The sequence below is a fragment of the Roseivivax lentus genome (genome assembly GCF_900156805.1).
In the GTDB taxonomy this organism is placed as follows: Bacteria; Pseudomonadota; Alphaproteobacteria; order Rhodobacterales; family Rhodobacteraceae; genus Roseivivax; species Roseivivax lentus.
The window spans coordinates 66,656-81,781 of record NZ_FTOQ01000002.1; the positions used below are offsets into that span (position 1 = coordinate 66,656).

The following is a 15,126-nucleotide window of genomic DNA, read 5'->3' on the forward strand; positions in this document are numbered from 1 at the left end:
CGCGCGGACGCGCCTCGCAACCCAATGAAGGAGAGACGACAATGGATCTCACCTATACCGACGACCAGAAAGCCTTCCGCGACGAGGTTCGCGCCTTTCTGGATGAAAAACTCCCCAAGCGCCTGTCGGACAAGGTCGCGGGCGGCAAGCGCCTGACCAAGGAAGATTACGAGGACTGGCACGCCATCCTCAACGCGCAGGGCTGGCTTGGCGTGAACTGGCCGAAAGAGCATGGCGGCACCGGCTGGGACGCCGTGCAGCGGCACATCTTCGAGGAGGAAACCACCCGCGCACACGCCCCCCGCATCGTGCCCTTCGGCCTCAACATGCTGGGGCCGGTGCTGATGAAGTTCGGCTCGAAGGAACAGCAGGCGCATTACCTGCCGCGCATCCTGAACGGCGACGATTGGTGGTGCCAGGGCTATTCCGAACCGGGCGCGGGCTCCGATCTGGCCTCGGTCAAGACCACTGCCGTGCGCGAGGGCGAGCACTACATCGTCAACGGCCAGAAGACCTGGACGACGCTCGGCCAGTACGCGAACATGATCTTCTGCCTCGTGCGCACGTCGAAGGACGGCAAGCCGCAGGAGGGCATCTCCTTCCTTCTGATCGACATGGACACGCCCGGCGTCACCGTGCGCCCCATCGTGCTGATCGACGGAGAGGCCGAGGTGAACGAGGTCTGGTTCGAGGATGTGAAGGTCCCCGCCGAGAACCTCGTGGGCGAGGAGAACAAGGGCTGGACCTATGCCAAGTACCTCCTGACCCATGAGCGCACCAACATCGCGGGTGTCGGCTTCGCCACCTCGGCGCTGGCGAACCTCAAGCGCATCGCGGGGCTCGAGCAATCGGGCGGCAAGCCGCTCATCCAGAACCCGTTCTTCGCCGCCAAGATGGCGCAGGTGGAGATCGACCTGATGGCGATGGCCACGACGAACCTGCGCACCATTGCCGCCGCCGCGGCGGGCAATGCGCCGGGGGCGGAAAGCTCGATGCTGAAGATCAAGGGCACGGTGATCCGCCAGGAGATCAACGCGCTGACCCGTCAGGCGGTCGGACCCTACGCGATGCCCTTCGTGTCCGAGGCGCTGGACGAGGGGGCCAACGTGGAACCCGTCGGCCCCGGCTACGCGCTGCCCGCCACGCAGAGCTATTTCAACAACCGCAAGCTCTCGATCTATGGCGGCTCGAACGAGGTGCAGCGGCAGATCATCTCCAAGGCGATCCTGGAGCTGTGATCCGGACCGCAACACATGACGCGCCCAATCCCGGCACCCTGTGCCGGGCAGCGCCTGCCTGCCCCCCGGCAGGCGCCGTTGACCTCTCAGCAAGCGAGACGGTCGGCACGCTGCGCGGCGTCACGCCAACTTCATCCATGTCGCAAGCGCCCGCCCAGGCAGGCGCTGCCCGGCACAGTCATCCCACGCGAACAGCGAGGACACACACATGAATTTCGACCTCACCGAAGAACGCCAGATGCTGCAGGACGGCCTGCGCCGCTACCTGCGCGAGAACGTCACCCCCGAGGGTCTCAACGAGGCCACCGACAGCGACACAGGTCATTCCGAGAAAGTCTGGGAAGGCCTCACCGAGATGGGCGTCATCGGCGCGCTTTTCTCCGAAGACGATGGCGGCTTCGGCGGCGCGGGCTTCGATCTGACCGTGGTCTTCGAGGAAATGGGCCGCGCGGGCGTCTTCGAGCCGCTGCTCGAGACCGGCGTGCTCGCGGGCGGGCTCATCGCCGCGCTCGGCTCCGACGCCCAGAAGGCCCAGATCGAGGAGATCATCGGCGGCAAGGTCCTGAGCTTTGCCCATTCCGAACCCCGCGCGCGGTATGACCTCAACCACGTCGAGACCAAAGCCACCGGGGGCGGCGACGGCTGGACCCTCTCGGGCACCAAGACCGTCGTCGGTCACGCCGCCATCGCCGAGGCCTTCGTCGTCTCGGCCCGCACCGCGGGCGACGCGGCGGATGAGGACGGCATCTCGCTCTTCATCGTGCCCGCCGATGCGGAGGGTCTCACGATCCGCGACTACCCGCTGAACGGCGGCGGTCGCGCGGGCGAGGTCTTCCTCGAGGACGTGACCGTCCCCGCGGACGCGCTTCTTGGCGAGGCGGGCCAGGCCTTTCCCGCGATCGAGAAGGCCGCCGCACGGGCCACCGCCGCCATTTCCGCCGAGGCGCTGGGCCTGATGGAGACCATCCGCGCGCTGACCGTCGGCTACCTCCAGCAGCGCCGCCAGTTCGGCCAGCCCATCGGCAAGTTCCAGGCGCTGCAGCACCGCATGGCCGATGTGCTGATCGAGATCGAACAGGCGCGCTCCGCCGTCATCAACCTCGCGGGGCACCTCGAAAGCCCGCGCGCGGAGCGCGAGCGGCACGTGAGCGCCACCAAGAACCTCATCGGCCGGGCCGGGCGGCTCGTGGCCGAGGAATCGATCCAGATGCATGGCGGCATCGGCATGACGCAGGAATATGCACTGGGTCACCTCGCCAAGCGCCTGACCATGGTGGATCACCGCTTCGGCGACTCTGATTTCCACCTCGAACGCTTCATCCGGCTGAGCGCGGCCTGAGCCATGACGCTCATCCACGGTGAAACCGGCGCGCAGCGCACGCTCGGCTATGTCCTCGATGTGCGCGGGGGCGATGGCCGCGCGCGCTGCATGCTCGACGTGACCGGGGCCCATGCGAACCGCCACGGCGTGCTGCATGGCGGCATCGCCGGCGTGATCCTCGACAACGCGATGGGCGCCACGGCGAGCCTCACGGTGGACGAGACCGGCCGCGCGCCGTTTCTCACCGTCTCGCTGTCGGTGAATTTCGTGGCGGCGGGGCGCGTGGGCCAGACGCTCACCGCGACTGGGCGGGTCGTGGGCGGCGGGCGGTCGCTGCTCTTCATCGACGGCGAGCTGCGCGACGCGGACGACACGCTCATCGCCACCGCGCATGGCGTCTTCAAGCGTGTCCCGCGCGAGAAACTGCCCGAGGGAGGCGACGCATGAGCCTGGCCTATCTCGAGGAGCGGGGCGACCGGCTGGTGGTCGTGAACGACAACGCGGCCAAGCGCAACGCGCTCTCGCCCGATCTCTACGCCACGCTGGCCGAGGCGGCAGCGCGCGCCGAGGATCCGCGTATCACCTCGGTCACGCTCTGGGGCAAGGGCGGGTTCTTCTGCGCGGGCGGCGATCTGACCATGCTCGCCACACGGCGCGATCTTCCCGAGGACGCGCGCAAAGCGCGGATCGAGGAGCTGCACCGTCTCATCCGCGCGATCCGCGCCTCCCCGGTACCCTGGATCGCCGCCGTCGAAGGCGGGGCCGCCGGGGCCGGGGCCTCCTTCGCCTTCGCCTGCGATTTCGTCCTCGCCGCGCGCGGGGCCAGGTTCACCGCCGCCTATGTCAAGGCGGGCCTCACCCCCGATGGCGGGCTCACATCGACGCTCTCCGAACGCCTGCCGCGCGCGCTCGTCTCCGAGATGCTGCTTTTGGGCACGCCCGTGCCCGCCGAACGGCTGGCCGAGCTCGGCGCGATCAACGGCCTGACCGCCGAGGGCGGCAGCCTTGCCGCCGCGATGGACCTCGCCGACTGCATCGCCGCGGGCCCTGCGGCCACGCAATCCCGCATCAAGCGCCTCATCGCCAGCACCGATCAGCCCTTCGCCGACCAGCTCGACGCCGAGCGCGACGCCATGGCCGCCGCCGTCGCCGCGCCCGAGGCCGCCGAGGGCATCGGCGCGTTCCTCGACAAGCGCCGCCCCGATTTCACCAAGCTCGGAGGCCGCGCATGACCCCCGCCGACCGCGCCCTCGCAACGCCGCTCGCCGCGCGCTTCGACCTGAGCCTGCCGGTTGTCGCGGGCGGGCTCATGTGGCTTGCCGACGCGCAATATTGCGCCGCCGCCGCCCGCGCGGGCGTGCTGCCCTTCATCACCGCCGCGAGCTTTCCCGAACCGGACGACCTGCGCGCCGAGATCGCCCGCTGCCGCGCACTGGCCCCGGGCCGGCCCTTCGGCGTCAACGTCTCGATGCTGCCGAAACTCGTGCCCGGCGAGAAGACCGAGGACGTCTTCCGCCTCGTCATCGACGAGGGCATCGACGTGGTCGAGACCGCGGGCCGCAACCCCGAACCCTACCTGCCCCTGCTGAAAGAGGCGGGCGTCACGGTCATCCACAAGGTCCCCTCCGTCCGCTTTGCCGAGAAGGCCCAAAGCGTGGGCGTCGACGTGGTCTCCATCGTGGGCGCCGAATGCGGCGGCCATCCGGGCATGGACCTCGTGGGCTCCCTCGTGAACATCGCGCTTGCCGAACGCCGCCTCGACATCCCCTTCCTGATCGGCGGCGGCATCGGCGCGGGCAGCCAGATCGTCGCGGCGCTTGCGGGCGGGGCGGCAGGCGTCGTGATCGGCACCCGCTTTCTCGCCGCCCGGGAAGTGCAGGCCCATGACGGCTACAAGCAGGCGCTGGTTGCCGCCAGCGAACGCGACACCGCGCTCACCATGGGCAGCGTCCGCAACACGATCCGCACGCTCCGGAACGAGACGACCGAGATCGTCGCCGAGATGGAGCGCGCCAATCCCGGGATCGGCATCGAAGAGCTGATGCCCTACGTCTCGGGCAAGATCGGGCGGCAGGCCTACCGGACCGGCGATGTCTCGCGCGGCATGCTGTCGGCCGGGCAGTCGCTCGGCCTGCTCGACCGCTCCGAACCCTTCACCGACATCGTGGCCCGCCTCGAGGCCGAAGCGCTGACCGCGCTGGCCCGGCTCAGGCCCTGATCCATTCATGCGCAACCAAAGGGAGGAGGCGCAGACATGAAAGACGTCACCCGGATACACCAGATGGTCGCCCGTCACGCGGCCGAACGGCCGACCGCCCCCGCGATGATCGACGCCGACGGCACCCGGTACGATTGGGCGGGCTATGCCGCCGCCATCGACGCGGCCGCGGCGCTGCTGGCCGCCCAGGGCGTCGGCGCGGGCGACCGCGTCCTCATCGTGGCCGAGAACTGCTTTGCCGTGGCCGCCACGGTCATGGCCTGCTCGGCGCTCGACGCCTGGGCGCTGCCGGTCAATGCCCGTATGTCGCCCGCCGAGATCGACCGCATCGCCGCCCATGCCGAACCGCGCGCCGCGCTCTATACCAGCGCCGTCTCGAAAGAGGCCGCGGCCCATGCCGAGGCCGCAGGCGCGCAGGCCATGGCCACCGCCTTCGGAAATGTGCATGTCGCGGCCCTGCCGGGCGGTGCGCCCGAGCCCGTCGAGGAGGGCCCGGGCCAGGTCGCCGTCATCCTCTACACGACCGGGACCACGGGCGCGCCCAAGGGCGTGATGCTGACCCATGGCAACCTGATCTTCGCCGCCGGGGCCAGCCGCGATCTGCGCAACCTCGTGCCCGACGATCACGTCTACGGCGCGTTGCCGCTCACCCATGTCTTCGGGCTCGCCTCGATGCTCATGGCCTCAGCCATGACCGGCTGCCAGGTGGAGCTCGCCACCCGCTTTTCCGCCGAGGCGCTCTACCAGGCGCTCAAGCGCGGCGCGACCGTGCTGCCCGCCGTGCCGCAGATGCACGCGGTGCTGATGGCCTATGCGGCCCAGCACGGCCATGAGACCCTGGGCTCGGACCGGCTGCGCTACGTCTCCTCGGGGGCGGCGCCGCTCGATCCCGCGTGGAAGCGCAAGGCCGAGGCCTTCTACGGCCTGCCCCTGCAGAACGGCTACGGCATGACCGAGACCACGGCGGGCGTCTCGGGCACCCGCAACGCCATCGGCGATCCCGACACCTCGGTCGGCCCGCCGCTGCCGGGCGTGACCGTCCGGCTCGACGAGAGCGTCGGCAACGAGCCCGGCGTCGGCGAGGTGCTGACCGCCGGTCCGCACATCATGAAGGGCTATTACAAGAATCCCGAGGCCACGGCGCAGGCGCTGACCGCGGACGGGTTCATGCGCACTGGCGATCTGGGGCGTCTCGATGCCGAGGGCCGGCTGCACATCGTCGGGCGCTCGAAAGAGCTCATCATCCGCGGCGGCTTCAACGTCTATCCGCCCGAGGTGGAGGCGGCGCTCAACGACCATCCGGCGGTGGTGCAATCGGCGGTGATCGGGCGCAAGGTCGCGGGCGGCAACGAAGAGGTGCTGGCCTTCTGCCAGATCACCGCACCGGGCGCGGTGGAGGCCGAGACGCTGGGCCGATTCGTGGCCGAGCGGCTGTCGGGGTACAAGCGCCCGTCGCGCATCCTGATCGTCGATGCGCTGCCCGCGGCGGCGACGGGCAAGATCCTCAAGCACAAGCTTCTGGAGACCTTCGCCGAAGCGCTGGACGAGACCGCCTGAGGCCCTGCGATCCGAGGCCGGGCGATGCGGGCGTCGGTCAACCCCGCCGCCCGCCTCGCCTGCATCATCGCGGCAGCGCCGCGCAATGCGCCCCGCCCGCCGCCTGTCCGCTGCCCCAGGCGATGAGCGGCGGCGCGTCGAAACGGTTGAGCCCGCCGCTCTGCACCTGATCGAACAGCAGGAGTCCGAACAGAAGCAGCATGGTCAGCCCGGCGGTCAGTCTGCGGGTTCTCATTTGCGCCCCTCCAGCCCGAGCCGCGGACGCAACCAGACACCGACGAAGGCGCCGCCGAAGGCCGCGACGAACCAGGACCAGCCATGCAGGCTGCCCGTGGAGATGCCCGAAAAGAACGCGCCCACGTTGCAGCCGAAGGCCAGCCGGGAGGAATAGCCCAGAAGAAAGCCCGCGATCACCGTCGCGATCCAGGCGCGCGCGGGCAGATCGGGCAGGCCCTGACCCAGCCCCGACCGCCAGACCGCGACCAGGAAGGCGCCGCCGATGATGCCGAGATTGGTCAGCGACGTGACGTCGGTCAGCAGGCTTTCGGTGACGCGCTCGACATTGCCGGGCGTGCTCCAGAACGCCGATGCGGAGAGATCAGCGCCAAAGGCCGATGCACCCTTCGCCGCCCACAGGCCGAGGCCGTAGACCACGCCCCAGGGCTGCCCCGCGACCAGCAGGTTCAGCACCGCCAGCCCCGCCAGCAGCGCGGCGGCGATCCACAGCCGGCGCGGGATGGCCCGCGTGCCCGGCGCGGCCATCGCCAGAAGCCCGACCGCCACGGCCGCGAGCAGCCCGAGCGTGATGGCGAGCCCGGACATCCCCTCGAAGACGATGACCGGCAGCGTGCCGAGATTGGTCCACCACAGCAGGTGATAGGCGCCCGCGAAACTGCCCAATGCGAAGAAGGGCAGGGCCAGCAGGCTGACCGGGTTGCCCGATCCCGCGTTCACCAGCGTGCCCGAGCCGCAGCCCATCACCACCTGCATCGCCGCGCCGAAGACGAAGGCGCCCGCGATCATCGCGAAGCCGATCGGGGCATGCGCGCCGATCATCGTGCCGCCCGCGCCGTTCAGCACCGGAAAGGCCACCAGCGCCACGAGCCCGATGGACAGAAGCTGCGCCAGCGTCCCGCGCGGATCCCGCTTGGTGATGAGCGCGCGCCACGGCCCCGCGAAGCCGAAGCGGAACCCCTCCAGCACGATGCCGAAGCCGAGCCCGATCAGCAGCAGCAGGCCGAACCGCCCGCCCGCATAGCCCGCGACCAGCAATGTCGCGACCAGCATGGCCGCGACCAGAACGGCCCGGGTCAGAAAGGACGAAACCGGGGCGGTGGCCGCCCCGGCGCTTGTATCCTGCACGCTCGACATGGATCAGAACACGTTCTTGATCTGGATCCACAGATAGCGCAGCGGCCCGGGCACGTTGGCCATCTCGTAGCCCGCATTCGACCAGCCGACCATGCTCTCGGGGAAGAGCTTCACGTTCTCGATCCCCGCCAGTTCCGAAAGCGCGAACCAGTTGGTCGCCGCCCAGTGGCCGGTATTGCAGAACGAGATCAGGTTCTCCGAACCGGTCAGGCCGTTCTCCTCCGCCAGCGATTGCGCGGCGCTCGCGTCGATGATGGTCGGGCCGTTGCCGAACCAGCTGTCATGCACGAAATACTGCGACTGGGGCAGGGTGCCCGGCTGTGCGGCGGCGGGATGCGCCTGCTCGCCGTTCCAGAAGCTTTCGGGCCGCGCATCGAGCAAAAGCGTGTCGCTCTCGCCGGAAATCGCCGCCTGCACGTCCTCGACGCTCGCCGTCCAGCTGTCGTCCCAGCGCACGGTGATGTCCGAGGCCTCGGGCGTCACCGCGTCCTTCGACAGCGCGTAGCCCGCTTCGGTCCAGGCGTTGATGCCGCCGTTCAGGATCGCGATTTCCTCGAAGCCCGAGGATTTCAGCGTCCAGTAGACCCGCGCCGCGGCGCCGAAATCGGTGACGTTGGCACCCTGGTAGGTCACCACCACCGGCCGGTCCGTCTCGAGCCCGAGGCTGCGGAACGTCTCGGTCAGGGCATCGGCGGGCACCATCTGGCCCGGATTGTCCTCGGGGCCGCGGAACAAGCCGTAAGGCGCGTTCACGGCGCCCGCGATATGGCCGCCGCCATAACCCTTGTCGTCGCCGGCGCGGATATCGAGCACCTGCAACTCCGGATCGGACAGTTCGGCCTGCAGATCGGCGGCCGAGATGAGCGGGCCCTCGATCGCGGCGAAGGCGGGCCAGGCCGCGAGGCTGAGCGCGATTGCGGAAAGTGTCGTCTTCATCGGTGTGACCTCATGGTTGAGCGTGGGGCGCCGCAAACCGCGCGCGCTTTGCCGTGGAGGTGGCGCGTTCGGGGCCCTTGGGCAAGGGCCGATCCGCATCGCGCCGCACTGCCCGATAATCGGGCATTTGTCCGACGGGGGAGGGGGCGGAACAACGTTCCGATCGCCGCCGCCGGACCGAAAAACCGTTTTTAAATGACCAATCATTCAATACCACACTTCCTTTTTCGGATCCCGACACCATTTCGTGCTGAAAATCTGCGCCCCGGCGGGGGCCAGCCGGTCCGGTCCGCGGCTTCGGGTTGAGCATCGGTGAAAAACCCCGCACAAGTGGGCGCACCACGATCGGGACCAGTGGGGGGATCACGTGTCGCTCTTTGTCATCGTTGCGCTACCATTTCTCGGGGCCCTGTTGCCGGGCCTCATGTACGGGGCCGGACGCAAGGCCTGCGCGGGAGTTACGCTCGCGGTCACGCTGACCGCGCTGGTGGGGCTTCTGTCCCGGCTCCCGGAGATGTGGCGCGGCGAGACGCTGTATGCACGGGTCGAATGGCTGCCCGCCCTCGGCCTCAATGTCGAGCTCTGGCTCGATCCGCTGGGCTTCTTTTTCGCGCTGCTGATCCTCGGCATCGGCGCGCTGATCATCATGTACGGTCGGCATTACCTGTCGCGCGACGACCATATGGGCGAGTTCTTCACCTACCTGCTGCTGTTCCAGGGCGCGATGGTGGGCATCGTGCTGTCCGACAACATCCTGCTCCTGCTCATCTTCTGGGAGCTGACCTCGCTCTCGTCCTTCCTGCTGATCGGCTATTGGAAACACCTGCCCGAAGGCCGCCAGGGCGCGCGCATGGCGCTGACCGTGACCGGCATGGGCGGGCTCGCGATGATCGGTGGCGCGCTCATCCTCGGCGATATCGCGGGCAGCTACCGGATCTCGGACATCCTGCAGGCGCGCGAGGCGATCCAGGCCAGCCCGCTCTACACGCCCGCGCTGATCCTGATCCTTCTGGGCTGCTTCACCAAATCCGCGCAATTCCCGTTCCATTTCTGGCTGCCGCACGCCATGGCCGCGCCGACGCCGGTCTCGGCCTACCTGCACTCGGCGACCATGGTGAAGGCGGGCATCTTCCTGATGGCGCGGCTCTGGCCGGCGCTCTCGGGCACGCCCGAATGGTTTTACCTCGTCACCGGGGCGGGGCTCATCACCATGGTGCTCGGCGCGGTGATCGCGCTCTTCAAACATGACCTGAAGGCGCTTCTGGCCTTCTCGACCGTGTCGCATCTGGGGCTCATTACGATGCTTCTGGGCACCGGCACCGCCTTCGGCGTGCTGACGGCGGTCTTTCACATTCTCAACCACGCGACCTTCAAGGCCGCGCTCTTCATGTCGGCGGGCATCGTCGACCATGAGGCGCATACCCGCGACATCCGGCGGCTGGGCGGGCTGCGCCACCTGATGCCGGTGACCGCGACCATCGCGATCATCGCGGCGCTGTCGATGGCGGGCATTCCGCTGATGAACGGCTTCATCTCGAAGGAGATGATGCTGAAGGAGGCGCTCTCGACCGAGCTTTACGGACCCTATTGGCTGGTGCCCGCGCTCGCGACCTTCGGCGCGCTCTTCTCGGCGGCCTATTCCTTCCGCTTCATCGGGCATACCTTCCTCGGGCCCAAGCGCGACGATTACCCGGCGCATCCGCACGATCCCAATCCCGGAATGTGGCTGCCGCCCGCCTTCCTCGCGGCTTTGGTGATCGGCATCGGCATCCTGCCTTTCGCGGTGGAGCCCTTCGTGAAATTCGTCACCGGCGCGGTGCTCGGCAATGTGGCCGAGGTGCCCACCTATCACCTCGCGATCTGGCACGGCGTGAACGTGCCGCTGATGATGTCGGCGGTCGCGGTGGTGGGCGGTCTGATCCTGCTGGCGCTGCACCGGCCCTTCCAGGCGGGCTGGGACGCCGCCCCCCGCCCCGAGGCCAAGACCATCTTCGAGGCTGTGATCGCCGGGGCGCTCAGCCTTGCGCGCGTCCTCACGGGCGCCTTCCACGACGGCGCCTTCACCCGCTACGCGGCGATCCTCGCGCTGACCATCGTCGCGGCGGCGGGCCATGCCTGGATGACCGGGCAGACGGCGCAGCCCATGGCGATGGGCGAATGGCCGGGCTTCGCGCCGAGCGCGGGCTGGGTCATGCTGGTCGCGGCGGCCGGTGCGCTGGTCATGTTCCACCACAACCGCCTGATCGCGCTGATCCTGATGGGGATCGTCGGCACGATGGTGTCGGTGGGCTTTGCCTTCTTCTCGGCGCCCGATCTCGCCATGACACAGATCTCGGTCGAGGTGGTGACGATCATCCTGATGCTGCTCGCGCTGAATTTCCTGCCCGATTTCACGCCGAAGGAAAGCACCGCGATGCAGCGGGTCTTCGATGGCGGCGTCGCGGTCCTGGGCGGGCTTGGCGCGGGCCTTCTGGCCTACCACCTGCTCACCGGCTCGGCCATCGCGCCGCCGATTTCGGGCTATCACCTCGAGAATTCCTATCTCGGCGGCGGCGGCACCAACGTCGTCAACGTGATCCTGGTGGATTTCCGGGGCTTCGACACCTTCGGCGAGATCATCGTCCTCGGCATCGCAGCGCTGGTGATCTACGCGCTGACCGAGACGCTGCTCTTCGGTCCGGTGCGCGCCCGGCTGCTCAACCGCACGCCCGACAAGCCGCTTTCCGGCGACCGGCACCCGCTGATGATGGTGGTGATGACCCGGGTCATCATGCCGCTCGCGCTGATGGTCGGCATCTACATCTTCCTGCGTGGCCATAACGAGCCCGGCGGCGGTTTCATCGCGGGCCTCGTCGTCGCCGTTGCGGTGGTGATGCAATACATGGCGTCGGGCTTTGCCTGGGCCTCGGCGCGCCAGCGCTATCCCTATCACGGCATCATCGGGTCGGGCGTTCTGGTCGCGGGCCTGACCGGAATCGGCGCCTGGTTCACCGGCACGGAGTTCCTGACATCCAGCTTCGGCTACGTGAAGCTGCCCGGGCTCGAGGCCTTCGAGGTGGCCTCGGCGCTCTTCTTCGATGTGGGCGTGTTCCTCGCCGTCGTCGGCGCGGTGATGCTGTCGCTCGAAAGTTTCTCGAGGCTCGCGCGGCGGGCCGACATGCCGGATTCGGAGTATCCCATGGATATCGACCCGTCCCGCGACACCCGGACCGAGGGAGGCGCCTGACATGGAAATGCTTGTCGCCAGTGCCATCGGCATCCTGACCGCCGCGGGCCTCTTTCTCGTGATGCGGCTCAGGACCTTCCCGGTCATCCTCGGGATCGGGCTCTTGACCTATGCGGTCAACGTCTTCCTTTTTGCCAGCGGCCGCCTGACCCTCGGCGCGGCCCCGATCCTGCGCGACGGGATCGACACCTATGCCGATCCGCTGCCGCAGGCGCTTGTGCTGACGGCGATCGTGATCTCCTTCGGCATGACCGCCGTGGTCGTGGTGATCGCCCTCGGCGCCTATCTCAGCGGCGATGACGACCGGGTGAACGACACGCTGCCGGATGCGCAGCCCGCGCCCCGCGCGGACGGGGAGGCGCAGAAATGACCCACTGGATCGTCCTGCCCATCATCATCCCGGCGATGCTTGCCTCCTTCGTGATCCTCGCGGCGCGCTATCACCGCGACATCCAGCGCGTGGCCTCGGTCGCGGGCACGCTGGCGAGCCTCGCGGTCTCCATCGGGCTCTTCTGGCAGGCCTTCGACGGCACGCTCTCGATCTACCAGCTCGGCAACTGGGCCGCGCCCTTCGGCATCGTGCTGGTGGCCGACCGGCTCGCCACGACGATGCTGGTGCTGACCGGCATACTGGCCGTGGCGGTGCTGCTCTATGCCATCGGCACCGATTGGGACAAACGCGGGCGGCATTTCCACGCGCTTTTCCAGTTCCAGATCATGGGCATCAACGGCGCGTTCCTGACGGGCGACCTCTTCAACCTCTTCGTCTTCTTCGAGGTGCTGCTCATCGCCTCCTACGGCCTGATGATCCATGGCGGCGGGGCCAAGCGGCTGAAGGCGGGCACGCAATACGTGCTCTACAACCTCTTGGGCTCGACGCTGTTCCTCTTCGCGCTGGGCGCGCTCTATGCCCAGACCGGGACGCTCAACATGGCCGATCTCGCGGCCCGCGTGGCGATGATCCCGGCCGAGGACAGCGCCGGCATCCGCGTCGCCGCGGTGCTTCTGATCCTCGTCTTCGCGATCAAGGCCGCCATCGCGCCGGTGCATTTCTGGCTGCCCTCCTCCTATGCCGAGGCGCCAGGCCCGGTGGCAGCACTCTTCGCGATCATGACCAAGGTGGGCGCCTATTCGATCCTGCGCAGCTACACGCTGATCTTCCCGCCGGACCTGGAACTGACGGCGGGGCTGCACGGCTGGTGGCTCCTGCCGGTGGGCATGATCGGCCTTGCCATCGGCATGATCGGCGTGCTCGGCGCTTGGCGCATGGACCGGCTCGTGGCCTTCTCGGTCATCGGCTCGATGGGCATGGTCACGATCGGCATTTCGGTCTTCACCGAGGCGGGGATCAGCGCGGGGCTCTACTACATCGTGCATTCGACGCTGGCCACGGCGGCGCTCTTCCTGATCGTCGATCTGGTGCTCAGCCATCGCGGCGGCGCGGGGCTGCGGCTTTACGCGTCGATGCCGCTGCCCGGAAACGCGATGATCGCCGGGCTGTTCTTCGTGGCGGCCATTTCGATGACCGGTCTGCCGCCGCTCTCGGGGTTCCTCGGCAAGCTGCTGATCCTCGATGCGACCTATGACAGCCCGCTCGTGGTCTGGGCCTGGGCGATCATCCTCGGCTCCTCGCTCATCGCCGTGGTGGGCTTTGCCCGCGCGGGCAGCATCGTCTTCTGGAAAAGCCGCCAGATCGCGGCGGATCACGACGATCCGCGCACCGAGATGGACAATGTCGAGACCAAGCCCGCGCCCGTCCCGCAAAGCCTGCCGGTCCTGCCGGTGGTGGCCATCGGCGGGCTGGTTGCGCTGATCGTGGCGCATACCGCTTTCGCTGGGCCGATCACCGCGCATTTCCGCGCGACCTCGGCGCAGCTTTTCGACCAGGAGCCCTACATTTCCGTGGTCCTCGGCACCGAGGGCAAGGAGATCAAGGAAGGCGGCAACGCGCTCGGCTACAAGAAGGACAAGGGCGGCAAGTCGGAGGAAGGCTACGGCGCCACCGATGAGGCCACCGAAGACGCCACCGGCGCCGCGACGTCCGGCACAGGGGAGGGACACTGATCATGGCGACATCCGACGATACCGACCGCCCGAGCCTCCTGCGCCGGCTGTTCCCGCATCCGCTCCTGACGATCCTCCTGGTGATCGTCTGGCTGGTGATCGCCAATTCCTTCACCCTGAACAGCCTCGTGCTGGGCACGATCCTCGGAATCCTGATCCCGTTCTTCACCTATCCCTACTGGCCGAACGTGCCGACCGGGTTCCGGGCGGGCAAGATGATCGCCTATATCGGCCTCGTGATCTGGGACATCATCGTGGCCAATATTGCCGTGGCCTGGATCGTGATGACCAAGCGCAATGCCGACATGCGCTCCACCTGGGTGACGATCCCGCTCGATTTGCGCAAGCCCGAGGCGATCACCGTCCTGGCCGGGACGATCACGCTGACGCCGGGCACGGTGTCGGCCGATCTCTCGGACGAGGGCCACAGCCTTCTGGTCCATGCCCTCGACGCCGAAAGCCCCGAAGCCGTGCGCTACGAGATCAAGGAGCGTTACGAACGCCGACTGAAGGAGATTTTCGAATGATCCTGCCCACCGGTCTTTTCGAATGGAGCCTTCTGATCGCGATCCTGTCGGTCTCGGTCAGCCAGGTCATGGCGATGGTCCGCCTTGTGATCGGCCCCGGCAACGGCGACCGCATCCTCGCGCTCGACACGATGGTCATCAACGCCATCGGCCTCATCGTGCTTCTGGGCATCGCGCAGGGCTCCGAGGTCTATTTCGAGGCGGCGCTGATCTTCGCCATGCTGGGCTTCGTGTCGACCGTCGCCTATGCGCGGTTCATCCTGCGGGGGGATATCATCGAATGAGCACGGTTCTGGAAATCCTCACCGCCGTCACGCTGATCATCGGCGCGATCTTCACCCTTGTGGGCTCCTACGGGCTTCTGAAGCTCGACGATCCGATGAAGCGGCTGCACGCGCCCACCAAGGCCGGCACGCTGGGCGTCGGCGCGCTCATCACCGCGTCGATCCTGCATTCCTTCGCCACCGGCGGCAATTCGGTCCACGAGGTGCTGATCGTGGCCTTCCTGTTCGTGACCGCACCGATCTCGGCGCATTTCATCTCTAAGGTGAACATCCACCGCAAGCGCTGCGAGACGCCGCCGCCGCCGCCCGAGGACACGTCCTGGGCGACGCTCGGGCCCAGCGACGGTCCCGCAAGCTAGGCCAAGCCCGGTTGTGGCCCCCGGG

General features: G+C 68.1%; 15 protein-coding genes. 12 read left to right on the forward strand and 3 right to left on the reverse strand.

Annotated elements, in window-relative coordinates:
• Nucleotides 1-41 precede the first annotated feature (41 nt).
• The 6 genes from BW990_RS03900 (at nt 42) to BW990_RS03925 (ending at nt 6,334) form a co-directional block, all read left to right on the forward strand.
• Nucleotides 42-1,238: an acyl-CoA dehydrogenase family protein gene (locus tag BW990_RS03900; RefSeq protein WP_076445279.1), complete on the forward strand. Its 1,197-nt coding sequence runs from the start codon at nt 42-44 to the stop codon at nt 1,236-1,238.
• Between the two features lie 208 nt (nt 1,239-1,446).
• Nucleotides 1,447-2,577, forward strand: a complete 1,131-nt coding sequence (locus tag BW990_RS03905; RefSeq protein WP_076445281.1) for an acyl-CoA dehydrogenase family protein — start codon at nt 1,447-1,449, stop codon at nt 2,575-2,577.
• Nucleotides 2,578-2,580: 3 nt separating this feature from the next.
• Nucleotides 2,581-3,006 carry a PaaI family thioesterase gene (locus BW990_RS03910; protein WP_076445283.1) on the forward strand — a complete coding sequence of 142 codons (426 nt, stop codon included), beginning with the start codon at nt 2,581-2,583 and terminating at the stop codon, nt 3,004-3,006.
• Nucleotides 3,003-3,791, forward strand: coding sequence for an oxepin-CoA hydrolase, alternative type (locus BW990_RS03915; protein WP_076445285.1), 789 nt, complete (start codon nt 3,003-3,005; stop codon nt 3,789-3,791). Before BW990_RS03910 ends, BW990_RS03915 begins: the two co-directional genes overlap by 4 nt.
• Nucleotides 3,788-4,777 carry an NAD(P)H-dependent flavin oxidoreductase gene (locus tag BW990_RS03920; protein ID WP_076445287.1) on the forward strand — a complete coding sequence of 330 codons (990 nt, stop codon included), beginning with the start codon at nt 3,788-3,790 and terminating at the stop codon, nt 4,775-4,777. The genes BW990_RS03915 and BW990_RS03920 overlap by 4 nt, the downstream gene beginning before the upstream one ends.
• A 36-nt stretch (nt 4,778-4,813) precedes the next feature.
• Entirely contained in the window at nt 4,814-6,334 is a 1,521-nt protein-coding gene (locus BW990_RS03925) for a class I adenylate-forming enzyme family protein (protein ID WP_076445289.1), read from the forward strand.
• 64 nt (nt 6,335-6,398) lie between these two features.
• Here BW990_RS03925 and BW990_RS21735 read toward each other — a convergent pair whose 3' ends face one another.
• The 3 genes from BW990_RS21735 to BW990_RS03935 are packed head-to-tail and all read right to left on the reverse strand — an operon-like array spanning nt 6,399 to nt 8,641.
• Nucleotides 6,399-6,569 carry a hypothetical protein gene (locus tag BW990_RS21735; protein ID WP_159441602.1) on the reverse strand — a complete coding sequence of 57 codons (171 nt, stop codon included), beginning with the start codon at nt 6,567-6,569 and terminating at the stop codon, nt 6,399-6,401.
• Complete coding sequence (locus BW990_RS03930) at nt 6,566-7,696, reverse strand: YeeE/YedE family protein (RefSeq protein WP_076446316.1); 1,131 nt, start codon at nt 7,694-7,696, stop codon at nt 6,566-6,568. The genes BW990_RS21735 and BW990_RS03930 overlap by 4 nt, the downstream gene beginning before the upstream one ends.
• Before the next feature lie 12 nt (nt 7,697-7,708).
• A complete protein-coding gene (locus BW990_RS03935; RefSeq protein ID WP_076445291.1) occupies nt 7,709-8,641 on the reverse strand; it encodes a sulfurtransferase in 933 nt (310 codons plus the stop codon).
• Nucleotides 8,642-9,008: 367 nt separating this feature from the next.
• On the opposite strand from BW990_RS03935, the gene BW990_RS03940 reads away from it, so the two are divergent.
• The 6 genes from BW990_RS03940 to BW990_RS03965 are packed head-to-tail and all read left to right on the forward strand — an operon-like array spanning nt 9,009 to nt 15,101.
• On the forward strand, nt 9,009-11,867 hold the full coding sequence (locus tag BW990_RS03940; RefSeq protein ID WP_076445293.1) for a monovalent cation/H+ antiporter subunit A: 2,859 nt from the start codon (nt 9,009-9,011) through the stop codon (nt 11,865-11,867).
• A 1-nt stretch (nt 11,868) separates the two neighbouring features.
• Nucleotides 11,869-12,237 (forward strand): Na+/H+ antiporter subunit C, encoded by a 369-nt coding sequence (locus BW990_RS03945; RefSeq protein WP_076445295.1) that lies wholly within the window; start codon nt 11,869-11,871, stop codon nt 12,235-12,237.
• Nucleotides 12,234-13,931, forward strand: coding sequence for a monovalent cation/H+ antiporter subunit D (locus BW990_RS03950; protein WP_076445297.1), 1,698 nt, complete (start codon nt 12,234-12,236; stop codon nt 13,929-13,931). Before BW990_RS03945 ends, BW990_RS03950 begins: the two co-directional genes overlap by 4 nt.
• A gap of 2 nt (nt 13,932-13,933) precedes the next feature.
• Nucleotides 13,934-14,458: a Na+/H+ antiporter subunit E gene (locus BW990_RS03955; protein WP_076445299.1), complete on the forward strand. Its 525-nt coding sequence runs from the start codon at nt 13,934-13,936 to the stop codon at nt 14,456-14,458.
• A complete protein-coding gene (locus tag BW990_RS03960) occupies nt 14,455-14,742 on the forward strand; it encodes a K+/H+ antiporter subunit F (RefSeq protein ID WP_076445301.1) in 288 nt (95 codons plus the stop codon). The genes BW990_RS03955 and BW990_RS03960 overlap by 4 nt, the downstream gene beginning before the upstream one ends.
• Nucleotides 14,739-15,101, forward strand: a complete 363-nt coding sequence (locus BW990_RS03965; protein ID WP_076445303.1) for a Na+/H+ antiporter subunit G — start codon at nt 14,739-14,741, stop codon at nt 15,099-15,101. The genes BW990_RS03960 and BW990_RS03965 overlap by 4 nt, the downstream gene beginning before the upstream one ends.
• The last annotated feature ends 25 nt before the right edge of the window (nt 15,102-15,126 follow it).

Coding starts and splice junctions, on each gene's coding strand:
- BW990_RS03955 (WP_076445299.1), top strand. CDS start 13,934: ATGGCGACATCCGACGATACCGACCGCCCGAGCCTCCTGCGCCGGCTG.
- BW990_RS03905 (WP_076445281.1), top strand. CDS start 1,447: ATGAATTTCGACCTCACCGAAGAACGCCAGATGCTGCAGGACGGCCTG.
- BW990_RS03925 (WP_076445289.1), top strand. CDS start 4,814: ATGAAAGACGTCACCCGGATACACCAGATGGTCGCCCGTCACGCGGCC.
- BW990_RS03900 (WP_076445279.1), top strand. CDS start 42: ATGGATCTCACCTATACCGACGACCAGAAAGCCTTCCGCGACGAGGTT.
- BW990_RS03965 (WP_076445303.1), top strand. CDS start 14,739: ATGAGCACGGTTCTGGAAATCCTCACCGCCGTCACGCTGATCATCGGC.
- BW990_RS03950 (WP_076445297.1), top strand. CDS start 12,234: ATGACCCACTGGATCGTCCTGCCCATCATCATCCCGGCGATGCTTGCC.
- BW990_RS03920 (WP_076445287.1), top strand. CDS start 3,788: ATGACCCCCGCCGACCGCGCCCTCGCAACGCCGCTCGCCGCGCGCTTC.
- BW990_RS21735 (WP_159441602.1), bottom strand. CDS start 6,569: ATGAGAACCCGCAGACTGACCGCCGGGCTGACCATGCTGCTTCTGTTC.
- BW990_RS03960 (WP_076445301.1), top strand. CDS start 14,455: ATGATCCTGCCCACCGGTCTTTTCGAATGGAGCCTTCTGATCGCGATC.
- BW990_RS03945 (WP_076445295.1), top strand. CDS start 11,869: ATGGAAATGCTTGTCGCCAGTGCCATCGGCATCCTGACCGCCGCGGGC.
- BW990_RS03910 (WP_076445283.1), top strand. CDS start 2,581: ATGACGCTCATCCACGGTGAAACCGGCGCGCAGCGCACGCTCGGCTAT.
- BW990_RS03935 (WP_076445291.1), bottom strand. CDS start 8,641: ATGAAGACGACACTTTCCGCAATCGCGCTCAGCCTCGCGGCCTGGCCC.
- BW990_RS03915 (WP_076445285.1), top strand. CDS start 3,003: ATGAGCCTGGCCTATCTCGAGGAGCGGGGCGACCGGCTGGTGGTCGTG.